The following is a 23,271-nucleotide window of genomic DNA, read 5'->3' as shown; positions in this document are numbered from 1 at the left end:
GACATGAGCCCACGTTCCGCCCGATCCCCCGAACCGATTGATGTCCCGTACGAGCCGCCAAAGCTGGCGCGCGCGAACGGGATCGATATCTGTTACGATATCTTCGGCTATTCGGACGCGGAACCGATGGTGATGATCATGGGCCTCGGCGCCCAGATGATTCACTGGGACGACGACTTCTGCCGCGAATTGGCCAGCAATGGCTTTCGCGTGATCCGCTTCGACAACCGCGACATCGGCCTGTCCTCCAAGATGGCCGGCGGCAAGCCGTTCACTCTGTTCGAGCTGGCCAAGCTGCGCTTTCTCGGTACGCCCGTCTCCGCCCCCTACAAGCTGAGCGACATGGCGACCGATGTGGTGGCCCTGCTCGATGTGTTGCGCATCCGCTCCGCGCATGTGGTTGGCGCATCGATGGGCGGCATGATCGCGCAGGAAATGGCGATCGCCTATCCGGAGCGCCTGCGCTCGCTGACCTCGATCATGTCGACGACCGGCAATCCGCGCCTGCCGCAGCCGAGCCGCGCGGTGTCACTGCTGCTGCTGAAGCCACAGCCGACCGGTTACGAAGCGTTCCTCGAACGCTTCAAGCAGACTTGGCTGTTCCTGCGGGTCGGCAGCTTCCCGGATGACGAAGCCAGGGATCTCGACCGCGCCGAGCGGACCTATGCCCGCGGCTTGAGCCCGGCCGGCGTCGGTCGGCAACTCCGCGCGATTTTGGCTTCGGGCAGCCGTAAAGAAAGACTCGCCACGGTCACCGCGCCGACGCTGGTGATCCACGGCAAGATCGATCCCCTGGTGCATCCGGCCGCCGGCCGCGACACGGCCGCGTCGATTCCCGGCGCCAAGCTGATGATGGTCGACCGGATGGGCCATGCCCTGCCGATCTCGATGTGGTCCCTGGTGATCGACGCCATCTCCCGGCATGCGCACGGGGCAAAGCTGCAGCAGCCGCTGCAGGCCAACGCGCGCCGCGCGGGCTGAGCGCGCCTACTTCTTGTCCTTCGGCTTCACACCGAGGCCGGCCATGTTGGCGAACATCTCCTGGAAGCGCTCGCCCATCTTCGGATCGAACGAGAACCAGCTCTGCATGATGGACTCCGGCGAGAACTTGTCGATGTTGTCCATCATCTTTTTCTGCATCTGATCCATCATCGCCGACTGCATCGGCTGCACATCAGGCAGCCCCAGGAATTCGCGCGCCTCAAGCGGCGTACAGTCCACGGTGACGATCACTTTCATTATCAGCTCCTGAGGCAAACCGGCCGCTCACGCGAACATGGCGGCGCAGCGGCAGTATCGCCGCTGACGCCTGCCCGATGCAAGCGATGTGACATCTACATTGCAGTTGCGAGATGTCAGCCGAAACGCTCGGCCGCGAAGGCCTTGGGATCGGTGAAGGGCGTGACGCCCGTCACCATGTCCGCAATTAGACGGCCGGTCACCGGCCCCAGCGTGAAGCCATGATGCTGGTGGCCGAAATCGAACCACAGGCCCTTGTGGCGCGGCGCCTTACTGATCACCGGCAGCATGTCCGGCAGGCATGGCCGCGCGCCCATCCAGGGCTTCGCCTCGACGGGATTGCCGAGCGGGAAGGTCTGCCGTGCGATCGGCAGCGCCCGCTCGATCTGCGCCGGCGTCGGCGGCGCATCGCGAAGCGCGAACTCGGCGCCGGTGGTCAGCCGGATGCCGCGATTCATCGGCGCCAGCAGATAGCCGCGATCGGCATCGAGAACCGGATGGCGCAGCACCGCATTGCCAGATGGCGCCAGATGGATGTGATAGCCACGCTTGCTCTTGAGCGGGATATTGTAGCCGAGCGGCCGAAACACCTGATCCGACCATGGCCCGAGCGCGACCACCACATCGCGCGCGACCAGCGCCCCGTTCGGCCCGGCCACGCGCCATTTGCCGTCGCTCTGTTCCAGCGTCCGCGCGTCGGCGGCAATGAAGCGACCGCCCTTGCGGATGAACAGTGCGGCATAGGCTTTCGCGAGGCCGCCGGGATCGGGCACGAAGCCCGGCGACGTCCAGTGAATGGCGCCGGCGAAATCGGTGGACAGGTTCGGCTCCTGCTCCGCAATGGCGGCGGCGTCCAGAACGTCGCCCGGCACGCCATAGGCGCGATGGCGTTCGAGATCCGCAATGCCTTTCGCCAGCGTAGCCTCGGAGCGAAATGCGTTGATCCATCCCATCCGGCGCAGCAGCTCCGGCACGCCGGCCTCCGCGATCAGCGCCTCGTGCTCGGTCAGGCTGCGCTGGATCAGCGGCAGCGCCGCCATCGCACTGCGGAGTGCTCCCTCAGGCGACGAGTTCAGGAAATATCTGACGATCCATGGCACCATGCCGGGCAGCGCGTTGAGATGATAGTGAACCTCGGGCGCGCGGTTCAGTGCATATCTAAACAGCTTGGTGAGGTCGCGCGGCAGCATATAGGGAAAAACCGAACAGCACTGGATCAGCCCGGCATTGCCATAGCTCGTCTCCTCGCCGGCCTTCTCATGCCGGTCGACCAGCACCACGTTGCGGCCGCGCGCCTGCAGATGCAGCGCCGCCGACACACCGACCATACCTGCGCCGAGCACAAGCACATCAGCCTTGAGTTCCGCCATTCCTGCTCCGAAATCTTGCCGCTCTGGCGGTTCTGTTAGCGCTGTGTCGTGACCGAATGATGCACGCACGCAATGCGTAGAATTGCTTATATCCAATCCTAGCAAGGATTGCGCCAGCCACTTCATTGTGCAGCGCATAGCTGACAAATGCTGCTTGCGCAGCCAGCAATCTCCGCCAACAATGTGACACTCGCTCAACTGTCGGGCGGCCGCGTGGTGATGCAATCGCGGCAATGCAATGGAGAAGCTCAGTATGTCGATCCGTCAGACGTTGATTGCCGCCGCTGCATCGCTGATTGCCTTCGCCACATTTTCTGCCCCCACGCTGCCCGCTTCCGCACAAACGCTGCGCTATGCCAATCAGGGCGACCTGAAATCGCTCGATCCCTATACGCTGCGCGAGACCACGACGATCGCCCATCACGGCCAGGTCTATGAAGGCCTCGTTGGACGCGGCAAGGATCTGCAGATCATCCCGGCGCTCGCCGAGAGCTGGGAAACACCGGAGCCGACGCGCTGGCGCTTCCATCTGCGCAAGGGTGTCAAATTCCACAATGGCGATCCCTTCACGGCCGATGATGTCGTGTTCTCCGCTGACCGCGTGCGCGCCAAGGGCTCCGACTTCACGACGGTCATTCCGGCCGATGCCAAGGTGCTCAAGATCGACGACTACACCGTCGATTTCGTGCTGACCAAGCCCAATCCCATCCTGACGTCGCAATGGGACGTCTGGTACATCATGGACAAGAAATGGGCGGAAGCGAACAATGCCAACGCGCCGACGCCTGCCGCGGCGACCTCGCCAAGCTTCGCGTCACTGAATGCGAATGGCACGGGCCCCTTCACCATCGAAAGCCATCAGCCGGGCGTGAAGACAGTCTTCAAGGTCAATCCGAACTGGTGGGGCAAGCCCGAGCATAATCTCAAGGAGATCATCTTCACGCCGATCGCCTCCGACGCCACCCGCGTCGCGGCGCTGCTGTCCGGCGAAGTCGACATCATCGAGCCGGTGCCGGTGCAGGACATCGCCCGCGTCAATGGGTCAGCCAACGCCGCCGTGATGGCCGGGCCGGAGCTGCGCACCATCTTCCTCGGCATGGACCAGATTCGCGACGAGCTGCTGTTCTCGAACATCAAGGGCAAGAATCCGTTCAAGGACATCCGCGTCCGCGAGGCCTTCTACAAGGCCATCGACATCGAACTGATCAAGAGCCGCGTCATGCGCGGCCTGTCGACACCATCCGCTTTGATGATCGCGCCGCCGCTGTTCAAGCTCTCCGGCGACTTCACGCGGCCGAAATACGACGCCGACGGCGCCAAGAAACTGCTGGCCGATGCCGGCTATCCCGACGGCTTCGAAGTCGGCATGGATTGCCCGAACGATCGCTATGTCAACGACGCCGCGATCTGCCAGGCGGTGGTCGGCATGCTCGCGCGCATCGGGGTGAAGGTGATCCTGAACGCGCAGCCGAAGGCGCTGTATTTTGCCAAGGTGTTCAAGACCGGCGGCTTCAACACCTCATTCTATCTGCTCGGCTGGACACCGGGCACGCAGGATTCGCACAATGTGATGCATGACATCATGGGCTGCCGCGACGATCCTGCGAGCCCGCGCGGCGCCACCAATCTCGGCGGCTATTGCAACAAGCAGTTCGACGCCCTCACCGACCAGGTGCTGCAGGAGACCGACACCGCCAAGCGCGACCAGCTCATCAAACAGGCCTATGAGATCGCCGCCAAGGACTGGGCCTATATCCCGCTGCATCAGCAGGCGCTGGCCTGGGGCGTCTCCAAGAAGGTGAAGATCGTGCAGCGCCCGGACAATCAGGTCCTGCCATACTGGGCGGTGAAGTCGGAATAGGTTTGGCATCCGCGTGGAAGGCCAGGTCGCCCCGATCTCAGTCCTCATCCTGAGGAGCGGCGCCTTCGTCGCGTCTCGAAGGATGGTGGCCTGCATTATCTCATGGTTCGAGACGGCGCTGAAGAAGCGCCTCCTCACCATGAGGTCCCAGATGTTTCAATAACAGAAAGCGAAATAGCCCATGCTCGCTTTCATCCTGCGCCGCGCATTGCAGTCCATTGGTGTGATGATCGCCGTCGGCATCATCGCCTTCACCATGTTCCGCTTTGCCGGCGATCCCGTGAACCAGATGGTGGCCATCGACACCACGCCGGCGCAGCGCGCCGAGGTGCGCGCATCGCTCGGCCTTGACGACCCCGTCCCGGTGCAGTTTGCGCGCTACTTCATCAATGCCGTGCAGTTCAAGTTCGGCGTCTCCTACCAGTTTCGTCAGCCGGTCTCGGCGCTGCTGAAGGAGCGCATGCCGGCGACGCTGGAGCTCGCCACCTGCGCCACCGTGATTGCCATGGTGTTCGGCATCCTGATGGGCATCTATTCGGCGCTGCGGAAGGATTCGTTCTTCGCCAAGGTGTTGCAGGCGGTATCGCTGATCGGCATCTCGCTGCCGACCTTCCTGATCGGCATTCTGCTGATCTATCTGTTCGCGGTCACTCTGGGCTGGCTGCCCTCCTTCGGGCGCGGCGATGTTGTCAAGTTCGGCTGGTGGACCACCGGCCTGCTGACAATCTCCGGCCTGAAGGCGCTGATCATGCCATCGGTCACGCTCGGCCTGTTCCAGATGACGCTGATCATGCGCCTCGTCCGCGCCGAGATGCTGGAAGTGCTGCGCACCGACTATATCCGCTTCGCCCGCGCCCGCGGCCTGACCACCCGGGCGATCCATTTCGGCCATGCACTGAAGAATACGCTGGTGCCGGTCATCACCGTGGCCGGGTTGCAATTCGGCTCGGTCATCGCCTTTGCGATCATCACCGAGACGGTGTTCCAGTGGCCGGGCATGGGACTGCTGTTCGTGCAGGCCGTGCAGAATGTCGATATCCCGATCATGGCGGCCTATCTCCTGGTGGTGTCGCTGATCTTCGTCACCATCAACCTGATTGTGGACATCCTCTACACCATCGTCGATCCGCGCTTGCGCGCGACAATCAACCGTCCGGCATAAGAGGGTGACATGACCGACGCGCCCTTCCCCCGCACACCGTCGCTCCTCGCCCGCGCCATCGACAGCGACATCTTCTATTCGTTCCGCCGCTCCAGGCTCACAATGGTCGCCGCGGCGATCGTGTTCGTACTGCTGATGATGGCGCTGTTTGCGCCTGTGCTGGTGGTGCAGAATCCGTTCGATCCGGCGCAGCTCGAACTGATCAATTCCCGCATCTCGCCGCTCTGGACGGCGGAGGGCCAGAGGCCGTTCCTGCTCGGCACCGACGAACAGGGTCGCGATATCTATTCGGCGATCCTCTACGGCATGCGGATCTCGCTGGTGGTCGGCGTACTTGGCGTCAGTTTCGCGGCGGTGCTCGGCATCGGGCTCGGCCTGATCGCCGGCTATGTCGGCGGCGCCGTGGACAGCCTGATCATGCGCATTGCCGATGTGCAGCTCACCTTTCCAGCGATCCTGATCGCGCTCTTGATCGACGGCGTCGTGAAGTCGGCGCTCGGCAATCATCTCGATGCCTCGACCACGTTGATCGTGCTGGTGGTGGCCATCGGGCTGAGTTTCTGGGTGCAATATGCCCGCACCGTGCGCGGCTCGGTGATGGTCGAGAAGAACAAGGACTATGTCGCGGCGGCGCAGCTGATCGGCCTGCCCGCGCGGGTGATCATGATCCGCCATGTACTGCCCAACACCATGGGGCCGATCCTGGTGATCGCCACCATCAATCTCGCGCTCGCCATCATCACCGAGGCGACGCTGTCGTTTCTCGGCTCCGGCATGCCGGACACGATGCCGTCGCTGGGCACGCTGATCCGCATCGGTAATAACTATCTGTTCTCCGGCGAATGGTGGGTCATCGCCTTTCCCGGCCTCGCGCTGGCCTCGCTGATCCTCTCGATCAACCTGCTCGGCGACTGGCTGCGCGATGCGCTGAACCCGAAGCTGCAATGATGCCTCACATCACACAGTGCCCGACATGAGCGTGCCCGTCCTCTCCGTGCGCAACCTGCGCGTCGAATTCGCCAGCCGGCGCGGCGCGCTACGTGCCATCGACGGTGTGTCCTTCGATATCGCCAAGGGCGAGGTGCTGGGCGTGGTCGGCGAATCCGGCGCCGGGAAATCGGTGACGGGACTTGCAGCCATCGGCCTGATCGATCCGCCCGGGCGCATTGCCGGCGGCGAGATCCTGCTGTCGGGCCTGCGCATCGACAATCTGCCGGCGGAGGCGATGCGCCGGATTCGCGGCAAGCGCATCGCCATGATCTTTCAGGATCCGCTGACCAGTCTCAATCCACTGTATCGGATTGGCGACCAGCTGGTGGAGACCATCCGCACCCATCTCAACATGAACGAGACGCAGGCACGCAAGCGCGCCGTGGACCTGCTGGCCGAGGTCGGCATCCCCGCGCCTGAGAAGCGCGTCGATGCCTATCCGCACGAGTTTTCCGGCGGCATGCGGCAGCGTGTGGTGATCGCGCTGGCGATCGCGGCCGAGCCCGAACTGATCATCGCGGACGAACCGACCACCGCGCTCGATGTCTCCGTGCAGGCGCAGATCATTGCGCTGATCAAACGACTCGGCCGCGACCACGGCACGGCGGTGATGCTGGTCACCCACGACATGGGCGTGATCGCCGAGACATCCGACCGCGTCGCCGTGATGTATTCCGGGCGCATCGCCGAGATCGGACCGGTGCGCGACGTGGTGCAGAACCCGCTGCATCCCTATGCCAAGGGGCTGATGGGGGCGATCCCGACGCTGACGGGCGACGCGTCGCAACGGCTGGTGCAGATTCCGGGAAGCATGCCACGGCTGTCGGCCATTCCGCAGGGCTGTGCGTTCAATCCGCGCTGCAGTTTTGCGTTCGACCGCTGTCGTATCGAGCGGCCGGAGCCCATCGCCGTCGGCGCGCAGCAGGTCGCCTGTCATCTCTACGATCATGCCCATGCGGAGAGCGCGGCATGACGGCGCTGGTGCAGGCACGCAATCTCAAACGCGCCTTCGACGTCTCGAAGCCCTGGCTTAACCGGATGATCGAGCGCAGCCCGATGGAGTTTCTGAAAGCGGTCGACGGCGTCTCCTTCGAGATCAGGCGCGGCGAGACCTTTGCGCTGGTCGGCGAATCCGGCTCAGGCAAGAGCACGGTGGCGCGGATGGTGGTCGGGCTGCTGCCGCCGACATCCGGCGACGTCATCATCGACGGCGTCTCGATGAGCGATCCCGGACAGGCGGGCGCGCGCAAGCTGCTGCGCAAGCGCATCCAGATGATCTTCCAGGATCCCTATGCCAGTCTCAATCCGCGGCTGCGCGTCGACGCCATCATCGCCGAACCGATCCGCGCCTTCGATCTCATTCAGGGCGAGCGCGACATTCGCGCGCGGGTCGGCGAATTGTTGACTTTGGTGGGCCTGCATCCCGATGACGGGCAGAAATATCCGCATCAGTTCTCCGGGGGGCAGCGGCAGCGTATCGCGATTGCCCGCGCACTCGCCTCGGAGGCCGAGTTCATCGTCTGCGACGAGCCGACCTCGGCGCTGGATGTCTCGGTGCAGGCGCAGATTCTCAACCTGATGCGCGAGCTGCAGGACAAATTCGGCCTGACCTATCTGTTCATCAGCCACAACCTTGCTGTGGTCAGGCATATGGCTGACCGGATCGGCGTGATGTATCTCGGCCGAATCGTGGAGATTGCGGAAGGGCGCGAACTCTTCCGCGCGCCGCGCATGCCCTATACGCGCATGCTGCTCGGCGCAGTGCCGGATCTGGCGATGTCAGGCCGCGCACGCATCGCGGTCTCCGGCGAGATTCCGAATCCGATCGATCCGCCCTCCGGCTGCACGTTTCATCCGCGCTGCCCGGAAGTGTTCGATCTCTGTCGCAAAGTCGTGCCGGATCTGGTCGACGGCGTCGCCTGTCATGCGGTGAACAAACTGATCGCGCCGCCAAGCGATGCTGTCCCCGCCGCGCGGCTATAGTTGCGATCGGCGCGCACTCAGATCAGCATGCCCTGAAACGACAACGCGGCAGGCACCGCAGGGTATCGGCAACAGACCCCCACAGCACCCACCGCGAAATCATTCAGCCGACACTGTCGGCTGCAAGGTCGGTCCGGCAAGATCACTGCGCATGAACGTCAGTGCGTCTCCGGACCCGATCCGATCAATCTTCTGCCGGCTCCTCGCCGTCACCGCCGTCTTCGTCGCGCTCGATGGGACCAGCGAGAATCTGCTCGGCGATCAGGCCGGAATTCTGCCGGATCGATGCTTCGATCTTGGCGGTCATGTCCGGATTGGCTTTCAGGAAGGCCTTGGAATTTTCGCGGCCCTGACCGAGGCGCTGGCTGTCATAGGAGAACCAGGCGCCGGACTTCTCGACGATGCCGGCCTTGACGCCGAGATCGAGGATCTCGCCCATCTTGGAGACGCCTTCGCCATACATGATGTCGAATTCGACCTGCTTGAAGGGCGGCGCCAGCTTGTTCTTCACGACCTTGACGCGGGTCGAATTGCCGACTACTTCGTCGCGCTCCTTGATCGCGCCGATGCGACGGATGTCGAGACGGACCGAGGCGTAGAATTTCAGCGCATTGCCGCCGGTGGTGGTTTCCGGCGAGCCATACATCACACCGATCTTCATGCGGATCTGGTTGATGAAGATCACCATCGTATTGGATTTGTTGATCGAGGCGGTCAGCTTGCGCAGCGCCTGGCTCATCAGACGGGCTTGCAGGCCGGGCAGCGCGTCGCCCATTTCGCCTTCGAGTTCGGCGCGCGGCACCAGCGCTGCCACGGAGTCGATGATCAGCACGTCCACCGCGCCGGAGCGCACCAGCGTGTCGGCGATTTCCAGCGCCTGTTCGCCGTGGTCCGGCTGCGAGATCAGGAGTTCATCGACATTGACCCCCAGCTTGCGGGCATAGACCGGGTCGAGCGCGTGTTCGGCGTCGATGAAGGCGCAGATGCCGCCCTTCTTCTGGGCTTCCGCGGCGCAATGCAGCGCCAAAGTGGTCTTGCCCGAGGATTCCGGTCCGTAAATCTCGATCACGCGGCCCTTCGGCAGGCCACCGACGCCGAGCGCGATATCGAGGCCGAGCGAGCCCGACGAAATCACCTCGATGTCCATCGACCGGTCGTTCTTGCCGAGCTTCATCACCGAGCCCTTGCCGAACTGGCGCTCGATCTGGGAGAGCGCGGCCGACAGGGCCTTGGTCTTGTCCATGGAGGATCCTTCAACGATACGCAGGGCAGTCGGAGTGGTAGCCATTGATCTAGCTCCTTATGAAGGGATTCGCGACAGGACAAACGGCAAGCGCCAGAGGATAGCGGTGCTGTTCGGGTTGAAAACAATGTACCCTATCTGTTCTATGTTCGCAATATGTTCTTTTGGGAATTTGGGTACTGCCTGTTTTGACCCTCAGTGGCCTAGTTTGATTTCGGCTGTGGCCTATTATGAAAAAATGACCGCAGAGAAAAAAATCGTTGCAACTGGGATTTGGCTTTACGACCGAACCGCCCCTAGGCGGATTGCTATCTACGCCCAGCCCGTGCGGTTTGCGTCGTCTCGATATGACAACGATGACCAATTGGACGAAAGCCGTCCGATTCCAGAAACGCCAGATGGACTCGTTTATACGTGCGACCTCACGGGAGGGAGCCACCACACCCTCGACGAGGCGAAGGATTGGGCCGACCAACAACCATGGGGGCCGGTTGAATGGGACTAAGGCCGCCTCAGTGGGCGGCCTCTTTCATTCTTAGTCATCTTCGTCGATATCGTTCAAAAACGACAGCCACCCGATTTGGACTAATCGAGCCACTTTTGAACCTTCCTGCACGTTTCCCGCACAACAGGATGTCCGCATCGCTCATGCGTTCAATCCGACATGGGAAGGTCACACGCCGTGAAGACGATCGCACTGCTCTCCGCCGCTGCCCTGTTGCTCGTCGAACTCAGTGGCGCGATGCCCAGGTCGAGCGTGGGTGGCCCGCTGACCATCATGCTGATCATGGTTATCGCCATGCTGGCGGTGGGAATTCACGAGGCCTGGACAAAGAAGCGCGGCCCGCTTGGATGGATCGCGAGTATTGTCGCGTCGGTCATCGGCGGCTTCGTGGCGGCGAGCCTGGTCGGCATGGTCATGGACATGATCCGCCCGCACCTGCACCTCAACGGGTCGCTCGTATCCTCGCAACATCCTCTGCTCTATATCTCGCTCGCGGGCATGGCGATCCTCACGGTGCTCGGATCATGGATCACGCTGCAGATCCCAGGCTGGTTCCTGACGCGCAGCGAAGCACCCCATAGCGGTGCATGAGGCGAGTCTTCCTCCTTTGAACCTGCGTGCAGCTTTCCTGCACAACGGGCGTGAAGTCAGCGAGAGATATCCGATGAACAGAAATCAGCGCATGGTCGTGGCAACAGCACTCTGCGTGATCGCAACCGTGCTGGCATTTACATTTCTCGTGTGGTCACACGGGCACATATCCAACGCCGCAAAATTTGTCGTCTTCTATACGAACACCGACCCCAGTTACCCCGGCCTCGTCAACTATTGGGGCATCTATATTCGGCACGGTCTTGCCGGATACCTGCTCGGTCTGATTGCGCCCGTCTGCCTTCTGGCGGTCGCAGCATTCGTTGCCCTGGGCAGGCCTTCATCGGGCGATCTGGGAACGTTGCCAAGGTAAGGCCGCCTCGGGGCGCGGCCTCTTTTGGTCAGTGCGGCGGTTTGAACGGGCCGGCCGCCGGGGTCACCCAAGACAGGCAAGTCGGGTCACACAAACTGCGAGCCCGGCACACTCTGGACAGTTCCCCGCCGCCACTTTAGAACGCTTCTAGCCAGGGAGCGTGGATGCCCAAGCCAAAGAAAACCGCCGCCGAACTTCAGAAGATCATTCGAGAAGCCGCCGCAATCGCCGGGCCATGGCCCAAGAACATGAGCGTAATCATCTATTCGCTGGATGACAGCTGGCGCGTCATCGTCAGTTACTCGGATCCGGCACAGACCCCCTTTCGCGACCGGTTGATGGAGATCTGCCGGGGGCTCGCCCATTTCTACGATCTGGACGAGCCAGCCTAGAGTCGCCGGTGCAGCGCACCGGGCCCATGGCACCTGTGACTTATCCCGCGAGATGCGTTTCGCGCGTGGCGATCAGGTCGCGGATCGGCTGCGCGATCGGTACCGGACGATGGGTCTTCTGATCGGTATTGACCCAGACGATCTCGCCCGTCGCAAACAGACTGTCGGCTGCGCGCGCGAAGATGCCGAGTTCGAACACCAGACTGGAGTTGCCGATCCGCGCCACGCGCGCGGCGACGTCCAACTCCTGATCGAAGAGGATCGGCGCCTTGTATTCGATCACCGATTTGACGACGTGAAAGTCGACGCCGCTCACTTTGGCATCGGCAAACTGGTCATAGCCGAGCGCACGAAAATATTCGGTGATGGTCGTATCGAAGTAAGTGAGATAGTGCGCGTTGAACACGACGCCCTGGCCGTCGATCTCGGAATAGCGCACCCGAAACGGGTGGAAGAACCAGAACCGATCGCGTGACATATGCCCCTCGCCTGTGACGGCGGCTTCGTTCTCCGCCCTTACGCTCCCCTAGCCTCTCTTGCGCGGCGAAGCCAGCCGCCGCAGGGAGACGTCATGCCGCAACTCAGGTCCGCTTGATTGCTTTCAGCACAATGAAACTATGCGACGCTGCGATGATCACCGACGCCAACATGAGTCCGAGATTGGCGCCGTGAACCTTCTCCGGTGCGAAGGTCGTCGCCGTCCAGATGATCAGGCGCACCGTCAGCATAAAAACGACCATGCCCTCCGCTTCGGCGCATCCCATGTCGGCTTGCCGTCGAAGCCCCACTGCATCGCAACGCGCTCACCTGCAATCCGCGGCTCGCCATAGAGGTTGCACCCGATCATCACGACCAGAGCACACGCAAAGACGATATCGGCCGACAACATGATGGCCCCTATGTGAAACTGCGGCCGGATGACGCCTGCATCTCACCTAATCATACCGCAACGATCTATGGCGCCCGATACCATGGCCGCCTTCGATGACGACCCAGAGATGCATCACGGTTCCGAAAGCGGATCCCTGCACGAGAACTGCCTGCCAAAAAAAACGTTTATTTGCCGCAAATTTTGCACATTTCTATCGACGCACGGAACAAGTTGGTTTAGCGGTATCATTGTCTTACAGCAACCTCAGGTGCTGCAAGCCATTTACACGCGCGCCAGATGTGGTCGTTTCCCGTGCCTCGATTTTTCTTTCATATTATCGCCGAAAACACGTTCCTCGACGATGAAGGGACGAGCTTCAAGGACGATCAGGAAGCGATGCTGCACGCACGTCAGCTTGCATCGGAGATGGTGCGCAGTATCGGCGTCGTGAAGGGCGCGATCGTCGTCGAGAACGAAGACAGCGGCGGATTGTTCGAAGTGCCGCTGTCCTGGAGCAACTGACACAGGCGCATATGTCAGTGGCCGCGCGCGGGCTTCAGTCCATTTGCGCGCTGGCGGCACGGGCCGCCGATGCCACGGTCATCACCTGATCAATTCGCAGCGCTGCCGGTCTTGGTGCGCGGCTGTTTCGCGGGTGCAGCCGCCTTCGGCGCATCGCTGCGCACATTGCCCCATGGATCGGCCGCGGCCTTGGTGTCGGGAATCTTGCGCAGCGACTCGCGATACGCCTTCTCGGTGATCGCGTCCTGCTCCTTCTCCTCCGCCGACTTGGACTTCACCTCCGGCATCAGGTTCATCATCTGCGCGGCGGCCGGGCCGGTCAAAAGCGCGAGCACTGCGACGACGCTGAATAGTTTGCTGGATCGTTTCATGGCACCAAAGCTCCGTGAATTTCGGAGGCGTTATACCACTGGCCATTCGGGCACGCCAAGCGCCTGACGCAAGGCACCCCGTCGTGCCTCACGCAGGTTGAAACCTTCGGAAACCGGGAAACCCGGGCGCTGGCCCGGACTGGAGCCTAGTCGCCCAGCACTTTCTCCGCGGCCGTCACGATGCTGATGGTCGGGTGCGCCGCGCAATAGGTACCGAATTTCTTGGCGTTCTCGACGAACACCTCGGTGTCGATGATCGCATCGTCCGAGTCGCCCTTGTACCAGCCGTCCATCCAGGTCAGCACCATCTTGATCTCGTCGGGACCGGATTCGACGAATTGCTTGCAGGACATGGTGGACAGATCGAGCACGACGGCCTGGGCCGGCGCGGCAGAGAACATGGCAGCGGCAGTCAGAAACGCGCAGGCGAATTTCATCATGGTCCCCTTCCCCGAAAAATGACGCCGGCCGATGGCTGGCTGAGCGTCCAACGGCCAGACGGTATCATGGAGTCCATTTCCTTGATTTGATATTTTTATGAAATCTTCTGATCCTCCAGAACTTCACGAAGGATGAACAGGCGGGTCAGAATCTCTGCAATCGGCTTTATCGGCCGGCAAGATCGCGGTGCTAGGCATGGCGCATGCAGACGATGCGGACGACGACCATGATCGAGAAACGAACGGCTCCACGACACCGGGTTCTGAAGCGCGGCACGCTGGCCTTTGGCGGCGGCGGTATCGATTGCACCGTCCGCAACCTCTCGGCCTCTGGCGCGCGTGTCGATATCGCGAGCCCGCTCGGCTTGCCCTCGAATTTCATGCTGGTGATCGAGGCGGATCACTTCATCCGCCGCTGCCGTCCGGTCTGGAATAACGACCGCCAGCTTGGCGTGGCGTTCGAGTAGGCGCCCGTCAGTAGCGCCCGCGGCCGCCATAGTTGCCGCCGCCGTAACCGCCATAGCCTCCACCGCCGTAATAGACGCGCGGTAGCGGCTCGTAATAGACCGGCGGCGCACGGCGGATAATGACCTCTTCCTCGACGATCTCACGGCTGCGCCGCGGCGGTGGCGATGGCTTGTCGGCGCGCTTCTTCGCAGGCTCGGTGGCTTTCTCGGCCTTCTTCGATGCAGGCGCTGCTGCGGGCGGCGCACCGCACGGGCATGTCAGGCCCGGTCCGGCCAATGCGACATTGGTCGGCGCGTTCGCTACCGCATCCGGCACCGGCCTGTTGCGCGTGCGCTCCTCAAGCTTCTGCGCGGTCGATGTCAGATCGCTGTCGGGATATTTCGCCAGGAAGTCGCGATAGGACGGCGCGGTGTTGGTGATGACGGCGTTGTTCCACGCCACCATCTTGTAGTGACGGTCGAGCCATTCTTTCGCCTGCGGGCCGAGCGGCGGCTCGGCATAGAGGCCGACAAAGGCCTCATAGGCTTCCACCGACCCATCCGAGACGATCAGATTGTTGGCGTCCTGCACCGGCTTGCCCTGCAGCTCCTTGCGCCATTGATCGACGGTCTTCTTGGTCACGGCGGGCTTGGCGCCGGCATCAGTGCCAAAGAAGCGAAAGTCATTGACCAGCGATGAGCTCTCCCACGGCGTCTGACGACCTTCGGTCGCCTGATTGACCGACAGTCGCACGCGCTTGAACGCATCCTCGATCGGCAGGCCCGGCTCGCGCCCCGCCTTCAGCAGCGCCATGGTATAGGGGCTGTTGCCGTCCTTGCCGTCTTCGGCTTCGGCGCCGGGCGACGTCGAGAAGGACAGCAACGTGCCGGGCGTGCCGAATTTCACGTCGACCTGGGCGAGCCCGCGGCCGGTGGTCTTGCTGATGGCTGGAAACGGATTGTTGCGGCAGGCATCGAGCAGGATGATGCGGCTCTTGCTCGGTACGGATGTCAGCGTGTTCAGGATGTCGTTGAGGCGCACCGCCTGCAGTGGAATATCGGCTTCGCGCTTCGGATCGATATCGACCGGCACCAGATAGTTCTCGCCGTCGATCTGCAAACCGTGGCCGGCATAGAACACCAGCGCCACCGTGTCGGGCCCCTTGGCGGACACATTGGCGGCGAAGCCGGCGATCCTGGCGCGCAGATCGGTCTGCGACAGGTCCGTGGCCGACTGCACCTCGAAGCCGGCATCGCCGAGCATCTGCGCCATGGCCTTGGCGTCATTGACCGGATTGGGCTGCGGCGCGATGGACCGATAGGAGGACTGCCCGATCACCAGCGCCAGACGGCTCTCGGCCAAAGCGGCTTGCGAGCCAAGCATCACCGTGGCTGCAACGATCGCGCTGCGAATGACAGGACGAACCATCGAACAGTCTCCCCGGCCCGGGCCGGCTCGCGCGACGGATAATTCCCCGCCTGATTCAACTGAAATCAGGATGACCGTGCGCCAACAATGCGACGGCCTGCCGCTGCCCAAATTGGTCGCTGTCAACGCAAACGCGGTTCATGGGAACCGCGTGCGACATGTGCTGCCCGACGATTACTTTTTCTTCGCTGCCGTTGCGGGCGCGGGAGCTGGCGCGACGCCGCCCCACGGATCGTATTTTTCCTTGGGAGTCGGAACGCGTTCCAAGGCGGCCTTGTAGGCCTTCTCGTCGATCTTCGGCTTTTCGGGCGCGGGCGCATGATCGCTGCCGCCGCGTTTGCCGCCGCCCACCTGTGCGTTCGCCGGCGCAGCCAGAAGCGCCACTGCCGCGATCGCCAATACCAATGCTCTCATCATGGGTCCCTCCGGCGCCTTGATAGCCTGACGTAGAGGCCATTTTCCAGCCCCAACATGGCGAGGCCGCGACCATCGACCGCAGGTCCGCCCGTCCGCGGAAACGCGAGAATACTCCGGCCCCCGTCACCCCGGCCGGCCCATATCCACTGAAAACACAGGCTTTTCAGCGACCGTTTGGTGAACGATCGGTTGCACATTCCCGTCAAATTTCGTGTCCGGAAAAACCGGATCTTGGAATGTTTCTCCTAATCTCGGCAGACAGCAATGGAGAAGCGGCCTGCGCCGCCTTCCTTGCGACGGGGATCGGGGACGTGGTCGACATTGCGAACTCAGCCGGCATGCATGGCAGCAGAGCGACGGGCGCCGGGATGACCGCAGCGAGCCGCCCAGCGTCTGCGCCCGATGCGCTTGCGCCGCTCGCAGCAATCGCGCCCGAGCCATGGCGCGCGCTCGCGCAGCAGGCCGTCGAGCCGAACGGCTATTATCTCGCCGATTGGGAACTGGCCGTAAATGCATCCGCGCGCGGCCGCACCGATGTCGCCGCGCTCAGCGCCTGGATGAGCGAAGCCGGAACACCCCGCTTGATCGGGCTGCTGCCAGTAATCACCGCCCGGCGCGCCTATCGCATTCCACTCCCGGCACTGGTCAGCGCCGATCCCTATGGCACGCTCTCCACGCCGCTGCTCGATCGCGACATGGCGCCTGATGCTGTCACGGGCCTGCTGGAACAGGCCCGCAAGGCCGGCGCGCATGCACTGATCCTCGAGAACGTCTCGCTCGATTGCGCCGCAATGCAGGCGATCCGCAAGTCGCTCGCCATGCAGGACCTTGCGCCGCGCATCCTGCAATCCCACACCCGCGCCTGCCTCGACGCCACGCGCGATGCCGATGACCTGCTGCGCGATGCGCTAGGTGCGAAGAAGCTGAAAGAACTGCGCCGCCAGCGCAATCGTCTCGCCGAACACGGCGATGTGACATTCGAGATCGCGCGCACGCCAGCCGAGATCGCGGCGACCATCGACACGTTCCTGACGCTGGAAGCGAGCGGATGGAAGGGCAAACGCGGCACCGCCCTGATGCAGGATGCCGGCGACAATGCCTTCATCCGCAGCGCCACCAAGGCGCTCGCCGAACACGGCCAATGCGAGATCGTCACGCTGCGCGCGGGCGACACGCCGGTCGCCTCCGGTGTGCTGCTCAGGCATCTCGATCGCGCGTTCTACTTCAAGCTTGGCGTCGACGAGCGCTTCGCCAAACTGTCCCCCGGCGTGCAACTCACGCTCGACGTGACGCGGCATCTCTGCGCCGATCCCGTGATTGCAAGCGCCGACTCCACGGCCAATGCCGGTCACCCGATGATCGACCCGATCTGGCGCGGCCGCCTTGCCATCGGCGACGTGCTGATTCCGCTGCGCAAGCACGATCCGCTGGTATCGCTGATCCACGGCGCACTCACCTTGCGTCGCTCCATCCGCGAGCCGCTGCGGCACGTCGCCCGCTCCATCCGCAACCGCCTCCGATAGATATCCAGGGGTTCAACCATGAACGCTGCAACTGACGTCGCGCCGGTGATCTCGGCCGCCAATCAATCGCTCAAGAACGATTTTCCGCTGAAGCCGTTCGCCATCAAGCACAAGCTCGCCGGACATCCGCTGCTGACGCTGCAGCGTATCGCGCAGCTCGCATCCGAACTGCCGCGCGATCTCATCGAATACAATTCGGGCAAGGTCGCGATCAGCCAGGACCCCGACGCGATCCCGTCGGTGGATCTCGACCCGGTCGAGGTGGTCAAGCGCATCGAGACTGCTGGTGCATGGATGGTGCTGAAGCGGATCGAGAACTCGCCGGAGTATCGTCAACTCCTAGAAGACACGCTGCTGTCGGTAGCCCGTGCCCGCGGCTTCAACAGCCTGCTCGATGCCGGTTTCGAACAGCTCGAAGGCTTCCTGTTCGTGTCGTCGCCGAATTCGACCACGCCGTTCCATCTCGACAGCGAGGATAACTTCTTCGTCCAGATCCACGGCGAGAAGTTCTTCACGATCTATGACAACAAAGACCGCGCGATCGTCTCCGACGACGAGATCGAGCGTTCGATGACCAAGCACCGCAACCTCAAATTCGACGACAGCTTCGCGCCGCGCGCCGTTGAGTTTCACATGTTCGATGGCGACGGCTGCTACGTGCCCTATCAGTGGCCGCACTGGGTGCGCACCGCCGGTTCGTTCTCGATCTCGATGGCAATCACCTGGAAGACCAAAGAAGTGCGCCGGGTCAACGACCTGCACTTCTTCAATTCGATGCTGCGTGGTGTCGGCTTCCCGCAGCAGCCGCCGGGCCGGCAGCCGGTGCTGGATACGTTGAAGCTCGCCTTCTACCGGACGGTGACCACGGCGATCAAACCGCTGCGTAGCTCACTGGCCATGCGCAAACTGCTGCGCCGCATCGCGCTCGGCAAGAAGGCGAATTATTATTTGAAGGGCGCGTAAGGCGCGCCCTACTCCGCCGCCTCGGCGTTCACTTCCGCCGAGACCTGACGGATCGCACGCGCAAGTTTTTCGGCATCCTGCGCACCGGACACCGCATATTTTCCGGCGAACACGAAAGTCGGCACGCCGGAGATGCCTTTGTCCGCGGCTTCCTTGGCGTTGCCGGAAATCAGTTCGACATCCTCGTCGGTGGCAAGGCGCTTGCGGATATCGTCCGCATCGAGTTCGACATCGGCCGCCGCCTGGACCAGCGTCTCGCTTTGGGTGAGGTCGCCGCCGTCGCGGAAATACAATTCCATCAGACGCTGCTTGACCTCGGCCGACTTGCCGGAGGCTTCGGCCCAATGGATCAGCCGGTGGCAATCGATGGTGTTCGGCTGGCGCTTCACGCTGTCCGGCCGGTAGGTCAGGCCCTCCTGCTCGGCCGCATCGACGACACGGCCGGCAATGCCTTTGTAGGCTTCGACCGAACCGAATTTGGTCTCCAGATAGGTCGAGCGATCGATGCCCTCGCGCGGGATCCACGGATTAAGGAAGAACGGCCGCCAATTGACATGCACCGGCACGTCGGGGACCAACGCCAGCGCATTCTCGATGCGGCGCTTGCCGATATAGCACCACGGGCACACGACGTCGGAGACGATATCGATCTGAAGCGGCTTGATGGTGCTCATGGGCGGGCTCCCTGTATTTGTTCCGCCCACAAATAGGCGTCGTGGACATCGCGGACAAGGCCGTTAGTTCCCGTTTGAAGCGATCTCCCGGAGCCTGTTCGCCGTGACGTCATCCGCCGGAAAGAACGTCTCGATGGCGATTTCCGACAGGGTGATATCCAGCGGCGTACCGAAGGTCATGGTCGTCGACATGAAGCTCAGCACATCGTCGCCGAGCTTCATGCGGAATGGCACCACGACGCTGTCAGCCACGATCGGCGCCGACCGCGCCGGCACCGGATAGGTCTTTAATTCCTGATACAATTTGATCAGTTCCGGATCGGCGGTCGCCTCGCATTGTCGATGCAGACGTTCCAGCAGATGCGCGCACCATTCGCCGAGATTGACAGTGCGCGAGGCCAACGCCTCCGCATGAAAGCTCAGCCGCAGCACGTTGAAGGGCTGCCCGAGCAAGCGCGGCGCGATGCCTTCCAGCAGCGGCATCACCATTCGGTTGGCCGCGACCAGATTCCAGTGCCGATCGACCGCCAGCGCCGGATTGGGCTCATGGGCCTTCAGCACGAGGTCAATGGCCTGTCGCGCTGAATTCAGCGCGGGATCGTCCAGCGCCCGCTGCGGAAAGGCCGGTGCGAAGCCAGCAGCCACCAGCAAGACATTGCGCTCGCGCAGCGGCACGTCGAGCCGCTCGGCCAGCCGCAACACCATCTCGCGCGAGGGCGAGGCGCGGCCGGTCTCCAGGAAACTCAGATGACGCGTGGAAATCTCGGCATCGCCGGCCAGATCCAGCTGGCTCAGGCGGCGGCGCTGCCGCCATTCGCGCAAATGATGGCCGATCCCGGCGGGCCGGGATGTTGCGGAGGACGCTGCAAGCTGTGTGTTCATGGCAAAAAGCTAACACGCGAATTTCGCAGCTTCCATGACCTCACAGGTAATCGATTTGGCTCCGCCGCGCCGTCATGGTCGGGACATCCACAACGACCAACCGAAGGACAACGACCATGATCAATCCCTCTCTCCTGCTCCGCCGCGCCATCCAGATCGACGCCATCGTTAGCGGCGCCATGGCGCTGCTGCTGACCTTTGCCACGGGCCTGCTGGCGCCCCTACTGCATCTGCCTGAAGCACTGCTGCTGGAATCCGGCCTGTTTCTGATCGCCTATGCGGCGCTGGTCGGCTGGCTCGGCACCCGCGCGACCATGCCGAAGCTGCTGGTGCTGGTGATCATCATCGGCAATGCGCTGTGGACTCTGGGCAGCATCGGCCTGCTGTTTTCGGGCGCGGTGACGCCGAACCTGCTCGGCCAGATCTTCGTGGCCGCGCAGGCGATCGCAGTCGGTGTGTTTGCGGAGCTGCAATATATCGGGCTGCGCCGGAGCGCAGCGGTACAGGCAGCTTAAGCCGCCTTGCTCCTGACCTTGCCGGCCTTTGCCTTGCTAGCCTTGGCCGACCTGGATTTAGCCGACTTGGCCTTAACAGACTTGGCCTTGGTCGCTGCGGAGGTCTTCTCCGCGGCGGCCTTGGTCGTTTTGGCTTTGCCCGAAGCCGCTTTGCCCGAAGACTTGGCCTTCTTGGCCTTATCTTTGGCCCTCTTGGCCTTCGCCTTTTCTTCCTTCTTCAGCGCCTTGCGCTCGGCCTTCTCCTTGGCCTTGAGCTTCTCGGCTCGTGCCTCGGCGCGCTTCTTCTTGCGCTTCTTCTCGCAGGAATCGCACTTGCAGCCGATCGGCTTCAGGTATTCCTTGAAATACTCCGTGCCGTAATCGTAGTTGATCTCTTCGCCCGGCTCGATCTTCTTGATCGAGCGGATGATGATCTTCTTCTTCGCCGCATTGACGTCGGACTCAGCGTTCGGCTTGCAGGCGTGGTTGATATAGCGCGCGATGTTCTTGCGGATCGAACCATCGACGGTCCAGCGCTTGCTGATCTGGAACAGATACTTGTTCTCGATCGCGTCGTGCTTCTCGTTCTTCGAATCCAGCAGGGGCCCGAAGTATTGGACGATCTTGACGCCCTTCTTGATCGGCTGGGTGGCGAAAAGACCGAGACCGGTTTTGGAACGGCCGATGCGATATGGCTTAGCGGAAGTCGAGGCGGGCATGGGATGAGGAACTGACGCTGCTGGAGACAAAATGAAGGCTGACCAAGCTGTCTAGCGCGATTCAACCAGCCCTGTCAGCCGCTTCGGTTGAACCTTCCCCAGCTTGTGAACGTCAAAGCAGCACCTTTCCCGTGCTGGATGCCCTGAAATGCCCCGCCTGCCCGCCCTCGCTGTCGCCACACTGACGATCCTGCTCGGCGCGCCCTCGCTCGCCGCGGCCAACACTATCGGCAGCGTCTACACGTCGACGACCGACAACGACTGCCGCAAAGCGTCCAACCTCAAAATCGATGGCGATGACTACGCCGCGGAACGGACTTGCCGCGGCCCAGCTGGTCTCGTCGTGGTGAAGAACGAGGACGACCTGCGCGAGACCATCACGGTCGGACGCAGCGCCAGCGCCGCTGACAAGGAGCCGGCGGCATCGCAAGGCTTCGGTCCGTTCAACTCCACCACCAACACGATCGAATGGCGCGTCATTGGCGGCAAACCATTCGCGATGATCCAGCGCTGGCACATCGCCGACAACGACGATCCCGAGAAAAATGGCCGGCCAAAATCCAAACAGATGCTGGTGGTCACGCGGTTGCCGCCGGGCGCCGTGTGCCATGTCGCCTATATCGACGTGACGGCCAATCCGGAGGCCAACGAGCTGGCCCGCAAAGCCGCTGACGAACTCGCCCGCGGCTTCGATTGCAAGACGGACAAGGTCAGCGTGATCGGCATCGGCGGCCGGGCTACGGCACTGGCGATGGCATCGCGCAACATCCCGGGCCCGGCCAAGTAGGTTCAGATCGATCGTGCGGTCAAAGTTTCGGTATTTTCGCCGCGTCGATCACCGCCGTCCATCGCGCGATTTCCGACGTGACCAATTCACGCATTTCCGGCGGCGTGCTTCCCCGCACCTCGCCACCGATCGCCGCTTCCAGCCGCGCCCTGATCCCCGGGTCGGCCAGAGACTTCAGAACGGCCGCGTTGAGTTGGGCGATGATCCCCGGTGGGGTGCCCTTCGGCGCCAGCAGCCCGGCCCACGTCCTGACATCGAACCCCTTCAGACCTGCCTCGCCGGCCGATGGAACATTCGGCAGCAAAGCACTCCGGGTCGATGATGTGACGGCGAGGCCGCGCACCGCACCACTCTCGATCTGCGGCGCAACAAGCACGCTGGTGCCAACGATCATCGGCACATCGCCCGCGAGTAGCGCGGTGATCGCCTGGGAGTCGCCGCGGTAGGGCACGTGCAACACGTCGATGCCGGCTGCTGCTTTCAACAATTCGCCAGCAAGGTGATGCGTGCTGCCGAAGCCGACCGATCCGAAACTCAGGGATCCCGGCTTGGCCTTTGCGAGCGCGATGAGCTCTCCCAGCGTCTTTGCTTCATAGTCGCTGCGGGTAGCGACGACGAGCGCGTAGTAGACGATCGTGGAGATCATCTCGAAACTATCGACGGGTTGATAGGACAACGATTTGTAAAGCCCTGCCGAAATCGCATGGCCTCCGGTTACAAGGCCGAGCGTGTATCCGTCAGGCGCTGCCTTGGCGACCGCGTCCGATGCGAGATTCCCGCCTGCGCCAGGCTTCGCTTCGACGATGACGGTCTCATTGAGCTGTTTCGCCAGCCCGTCGGCAACGACGCGGGAGAGCGTGTCCGCCGCCCCACCCGATGCGAAACCGTGAACGATACGAATGACACGATTTGGGTATACTTGCGCTGAGGCGCCAGGCACGTCGATCGACGAGACTATAAATATAGACACCGCGAGGCATGCGAGAACTCTGCCCCGAATAGATTTCGACCGCTGGCTCATTAT

The 23,271-nt window shown here is 62.5% G+C and carries 30 protein-coding genes; 16 read left to right on the top strand and 14 right to left on the bottom strand.

Annotated elements, in window-relative coordinates:
* Positions 1-3 precede the first annotated feature (3 nt).
* Positions 4-981, top strand: coding sequence for an alpha/beta fold hydrolase (locus AB8A23_RS14930; RefSeq protein WP_439060522.1), 978 nt, complete (start codon positions 4-6; stop codon positions 979-981).
* A gap of 6 nt (positions 982-987) precedes the next feature.
* Here the strand turns inward: AB8A23_RS14930 and AB8A23_RS14925 are convergent, their stop codons facing one another.
* A complete protein-coding gene (locus AB8A23_RS14925) occupies positions 988-1,239 on the bottom strand; it encodes a DUF6489 family protein (RefSeq protein WP_068735746.1) in 252 nt (83 codons plus the stop codon).
* A gap of 116 nt (positions 1,240-1,355) precedes the next feature.
* Positions 1,356-2,609: an NAD(P)/FAD-dependent oxidoreductase gene (locus AB8A23_RS14920; RefSeq protein ID WP_439059267.1), complete on the bottom strand. Its 1,254-nt coding sequence runs from the start codon at positions 2,607-2,609 to the stop codon at positions 1,356-1,358.
* 253 nt (positions 2,610-2,862) lie between these two features.
* On the opposite strand from AB8A23_RS14920, the gene AB8A23_RS14915 reads away from it, so the two are divergent.
* The 5 genes from AB8A23_RS14915 (at position 2,863) to AB8A23_RS14895 (ending at position 8,605) form a co-directional block, all read left to right on the top strand.
* The gene (locus AB8A23_RS14915; protein ID WP_439059269.1) at positions 2,863-4,470 is read left to right on the top strand and encodes an ABC transporter substrate-binding protein; all 1,608 of its coding nucleotides are present in this window, start codon (positions 2,863-2,865) and stop codon (positions 4,468-4,470) included.
* Between the two features lie 181 nt (positions 4,471-4,651).
* Positions 4,652-5,632: an ABC transporter permease gene (locus tag AB8A23_RS14910; RefSeq protein ID WP_149531197.1), complete on the top strand. Its 981-nt coding sequence runs from the start codon at positions 4,652-4,654 to the stop codon at positions 5,630-5,632.
* A gap of 9 nt (positions 5,633-5,641) precedes the next feature.
* Positions 5,642-6,580, top strand: a complete 939-nt coding sequence (locus AB8A23_RS14905; protein ID WP_439059272.1) for an ABC transporter permease — start codon at positions 5,642-5,644, stop codon at positions 6,578-6,580.
* 25 nt (positions 6,581-6,605) lie between these two features.
* Positions 6,606-7,595: an ABC transporter ATP-binding protein gene (locus tag AB8A23_RS14900; RefSeq protein WP_439059274.1), complete on the top strand. Its 990-nt coding sequence runs from the start codon at positions 6,606-6,608 to the stop codon at positions 7,593-7,595.
* Positions 7,592-8,605 carry an ABC transporter ATP-binding protein gene (locus tag AB8A23_RS14895; protein ID WP_439059276.1) on the top strand — a complete coding sequence of 338 codons (1,014 nt, stop codon included), beginning with the start codon at positions 7,592-7,594 and terminating at the stop codon, positions 8,603-8,605. The genes AB8A23_RS14900 and AB8A23_RS14895 overlap by 4 nt, the downstream gene beginning before the upstream one ends.
* A 184-nt stretch (positions 8,606-8,789) precedes the next feature.
* Here AB8A23_RS14895 and recA read toward each other — a convergent pair whose 3' ends face one another.
* The gene (recA, locus tag AB8A23_RS14890; protein WP_089265133.1) at positions 8,790-9,893 is read right to left on the bottom strand and encodes a recombinase RecA; all 1,104 of its coding nucleotides are present in this window, start codon (positions 9,891-9,893) and stop codon (positions 8,790-8,792) included.
* Between recA and AB8A23_RS14885 the strand changes: the two genes are divergently transcribed.
* From AB8A23_RS14885 to AB8A23_RS14870, 4 genes are all read left to right on the top strand, one after another.
* Positions 9,883-10,353, top strand: a complete 471-nt coding sequence (locus tag AB8A23_RS14885) for a hypothetical protein (protein ID WP_175366528.1) — start codon at positions 9,883-9,885, stop codon at positions 10,351-10,353. The genes recA and AB8A23_RS14885 overlap by 11 nt on opposite strands.
* 177 nt (positions 10,354-10,530) lie before the next feature.
* Complete coding sequence (locus AB8A23_RS14880; protein ID WP_231079946.1) at positions 10,531-10,944, top strand: hypothetical protein; 414 nt, start codon at positions 10,531-10,533, stop codon at positions 10,942-10,944.
* A gap of 16 nt (positions 10,945-10,960) precedes the next feature.
* A complete protein-coding gene (locus tag AB8A23_RS14875; protein ID WP_439059279.1) occupies positions 10,961-11,317 on the top strand; it encodes a hypothetical protein in 357 nt (118 codons plus the stop codon).
* 164 nt (positions 11,318-11,481) lie between these two features.
* Complete coding sequence (locus AB8A23_RS14870) at positions 11,482-11,709, top strand: hypothetical protein (RefSeq protein ID WP_068735728.1); 228 nt, start codon at positions 11,482-11,484, stop codon at positions 11,707-11,709.
* A 40-nt stretch (positions 11,710-11,749) separates the two neighbouring features.
* Here AB8A23_RS14870 and AB8A23_RS14865 read toward each other — a convergent pair whose 3' ends face one another.
* The 3 genes from AB8A23_RS14865 to AB8A23_RS14855 all read right to left on the bottom strand — a co-directional run bounded on the left by AB8A23_RS14865 (position 11,750) and on the right by AB8A23_RS14855 (position 12,598).
* The gene (locus AB8A23_RS14865) at positions 11,750-12,187 is read right to left on the bottom strand and encodes an acyl-CoA thioesterase (RefSeq protein ID WP_439059281.1); all 438 of its coding nucleotides are present in this window, start codon (positions 12,185-12,187) and stop codon (positions 11,750-11,752) included.
* Positions 12,188-12,290: 103 nt separating this feature from the next.
* The gene (locus AB8A23_RS14860) at positions 12,291-12,449 is read right to left on the bottom strand and encodes a hypothetical protein (protein WP_439059283.1); all 159 of its coding nucleotides are present in this window, start codon (positions 12,447-12,449) and stop codon (positions 12,291-12,293) included.
* Positions 12,431-12,598 (bottom strand): hypothetical protein, encoded by a 168-nt coding sequence (locus AB8A23_RS14855; protein ID WP_439059285.1) that lies wholly within the window; start codon positions 12,596-12,598, stop codon positions 12,431-12,433. Before AB8A23_RS14855 ends, AB8A23_RS14860 begins: the two co-directional genes overlap by 19 nt.
* Before the next feature lie 294 nt (positions 12,599-12,892).
* Here AB8A23_RS14855 and AB8A23_RS14850 point away from each other — a divergent pair, with 294 nt between their 5' ends.
* Positions 12,893-13,102, top strand: a complete 210-nt coding sequence (locus AB8A23_RS14850) for a DUF6894 family protein (protein ID WP_068735723.1) — start codon at positions 12,893-12,895, stop codon at positions 13,100-13,102.
* 89 nt (positions 13,103-13,191) lie between these two features.
* Here the strand turns inward: AB8A23_RS14850 and AB8A23_RS14845 are convergent, their stop codons facing one another.
* Together AB8A23_RS14845 and AB8A23_RS14840 are read right to left on the bottom strand one after the other, a co-directional pair.
* Positions 13,192-13,473, bottom strand: a complete 282-nt coding sequence (locus AB8A23_RS14845) for a hypothetical protein (protein WP_120291323.1) — start codon at positions 13,471-13,473, stop codon at positions 13,192-13,194.
* Between the two features lie 146 nt (positions 13,474-13,619).
* A complete protein-coding gene (locus tag AB8A23_RS14840) occupies positions 13,620-13,913 on the bottom strand; it encodes an HdeA/HdeB family chaperone (protein WP_414716866.1) in 294 nt (97 codons plus the stop codon).
* 227 nt (positions 13,914-14,140) lie between these two features.
* Between AB8A23_RS14840 and AB8A23_RS14835 the strand changes: the two genes are divergently transcribed.
* On the top strand, positions 14,141-14,380 hold the full coding sequence (locus tag AB8A23_RS14835) for a PilZ domain-containing protein (protein ID WP_089265685.1): 240 nt from the start codon (positions 14,141-14,143) through the stop codon (positions 14,378-14,380).
* 7 nt (positions 14,381-14,387) lie between these two features.
* Here the strand turns inward: AB8A23_RS14835 and AB8A23_RS14830 are convergent, their stop codons facing one another.
* Positions 14,388-15,788 carry a caspase family protein gene (locus AB8A23_RS14830; protein WP_439059288.1) on the bottom strand — a complete coding sequence of 467 codons (1,401 nt, stop codon included), beginning with the start codon at positions 15,786-15,788 and terminating at the stop codon, positions 14,388-14,390.
* Between the two features lie 174 nt (positions 15,789-15,962).
* Positions 15,963-16,202, bottom strand: coding sequence for a hypothetical protein (locus AB8A23_RS14825; protein ID WP_089265686.1), 240 nt, complete (start codon positions 16,200-16,202; stop codon positions 15,963-15,965).
* Positions 16,203-16,516: 314 nt separating this feature from the next.
* On the opposite strand from AB8A23_RS14825, the gene AB8A23_RS14820 reads away from it, so the two are divergent.
* Together AB8A23_RS14820 and AB8A23_RS14815 are read left to right on the top strand one after the other, a co-directional pair.
* Positions 16,517-17,728, top strand: a complete 1,212-nt coding sequence (locus tag AB8A23_RS14820; protein ID WP_439060523.1) for a GNAT family N-acetyltransferase — start codon at positions 16,517-16,519, stop codon at positions 17,726-17,728.
* An 18-nt stretch (positions 17,729-17,746) separates the two neighbouring features.
* On the top strand, positions 17,747-18,691 hold the full coding sequence (locus tag AB8A23_RS14815; protein ID WP_439059290.1) for a JmjC domain-containing protein: 945 nt from the start codon (positions 17,747-17,749) through the stop codon (positions 18,689-18,691).
* A gap of 8 nt (positions 18,692-18,699) precedes the next feature.
* On the opposite strand, the gene AB8A23_RS14810 is transcribed toward AB8A23_RS14815, so the two are convergent.
* Both AB8A23_RS14810 and AB8A23_RS14805 read right to left on the bottom strand, forming a co-directional pair.
* Positions 18,700-19,365: a DsbA family oxidoreductase gene (locus AB8A23_RS14810; protein ID WP_439059292.1), complete on the bottom strand. Its 666-nt coding sequence runs from the start codon at positions 19,363-19,365 to the stop codon at positions 18,700-18,702.
* Between the two features lie 63 nt (positions 19,366-19,428).
* Complete coding sequence (locus AB8A23_RS14805; protein ID WP_439059294.1) at positions 19,429-20,247, bottom strand: helix-turn-helix domain-containing protein; 819 nt, start codon at positions 20,245-20,247, stop codon at positions 19,429-19,431.
* A gap of 116 nt (positions 20,248-20,363) precedes the next feature.
* On the opposite strand from AB8A23_RS14805, the gene AB8A23_RS14800 reads away from it, so the two are divergent.
* Positions 20,364-20,762, top strand: coding sequence for a hypothetical protein (locus AB8A23_RS14800; RefSeq protein WP_439059296.1), 399 nt, complete (start codon positions 20,364-20,366; stop codon positions 20,760-20,762).
* Here AB8A23_RS14800 and AB8A23_RS14795 read toward each other — a convergent pair.
* Positions 20,759-21,460, bottom strand: coding sequence for an SET domain-containing protein (locus AB8A23_RS14795; protein ID WP_439059298.1), 702 nt, complete (start codon positions 21,458-21,460; stop codon positions 20,759-20,761). The two genes, AB8A23_RS14800 and AB8A23_RS14795, sit on opposite strands and share 4 nt — an antisense overlap.
* Positions 21,461-21,608: 148 nt before the next feature.
* Here AB8A23_RS14795 and AB8A23_RS14790 point away from each other — a divergent pair, with 148 nt between their 5' ends.
* A complete protein-coding gene (locus tag AB8A23_RS14790) occupies positions 21,609-22,247 on the top strand; it encodes a hypothetical protein (RefSeq protein ID WP_231079936.1) in 639 nt (212 codons plus the stop codon).
* A gap of 19 nt (positions 22,248-22,266) precedes the next feature.
* On the opposite strand, the gene AB8A23_RS14785 is transcribed toward AB8A23_RS14790, so the two are convergent.
* Entirely contained in the window at positions 22,267-23,217 is a 951-nt protein-coding gene (locus AB8A23_RS14785; protein WP_439059301.1) for a tripartite tricarboxylate transporter substrate binding protein, read from the bottom strand.
* Between the last annotated feature and the right edge of the window lie 54 nt (positions 23,218-23,271).

The sequence above is a fragment of the Tardiphaga sp. 619_E2_N8_4 genome, from assembly GCF_051810905.1.
Classification (GTDB): Bacteria; Pseudomonadota; Alphaproteobacteria; order Rhizobiales; family Xanthobacteraceae; genus Tardiphaga; species Tardiphaga robiniae.
Note: the sequence above shows the minus strand (reverse complement) of the source record. Positions and strands in the feature narration are given on the sequence as shown.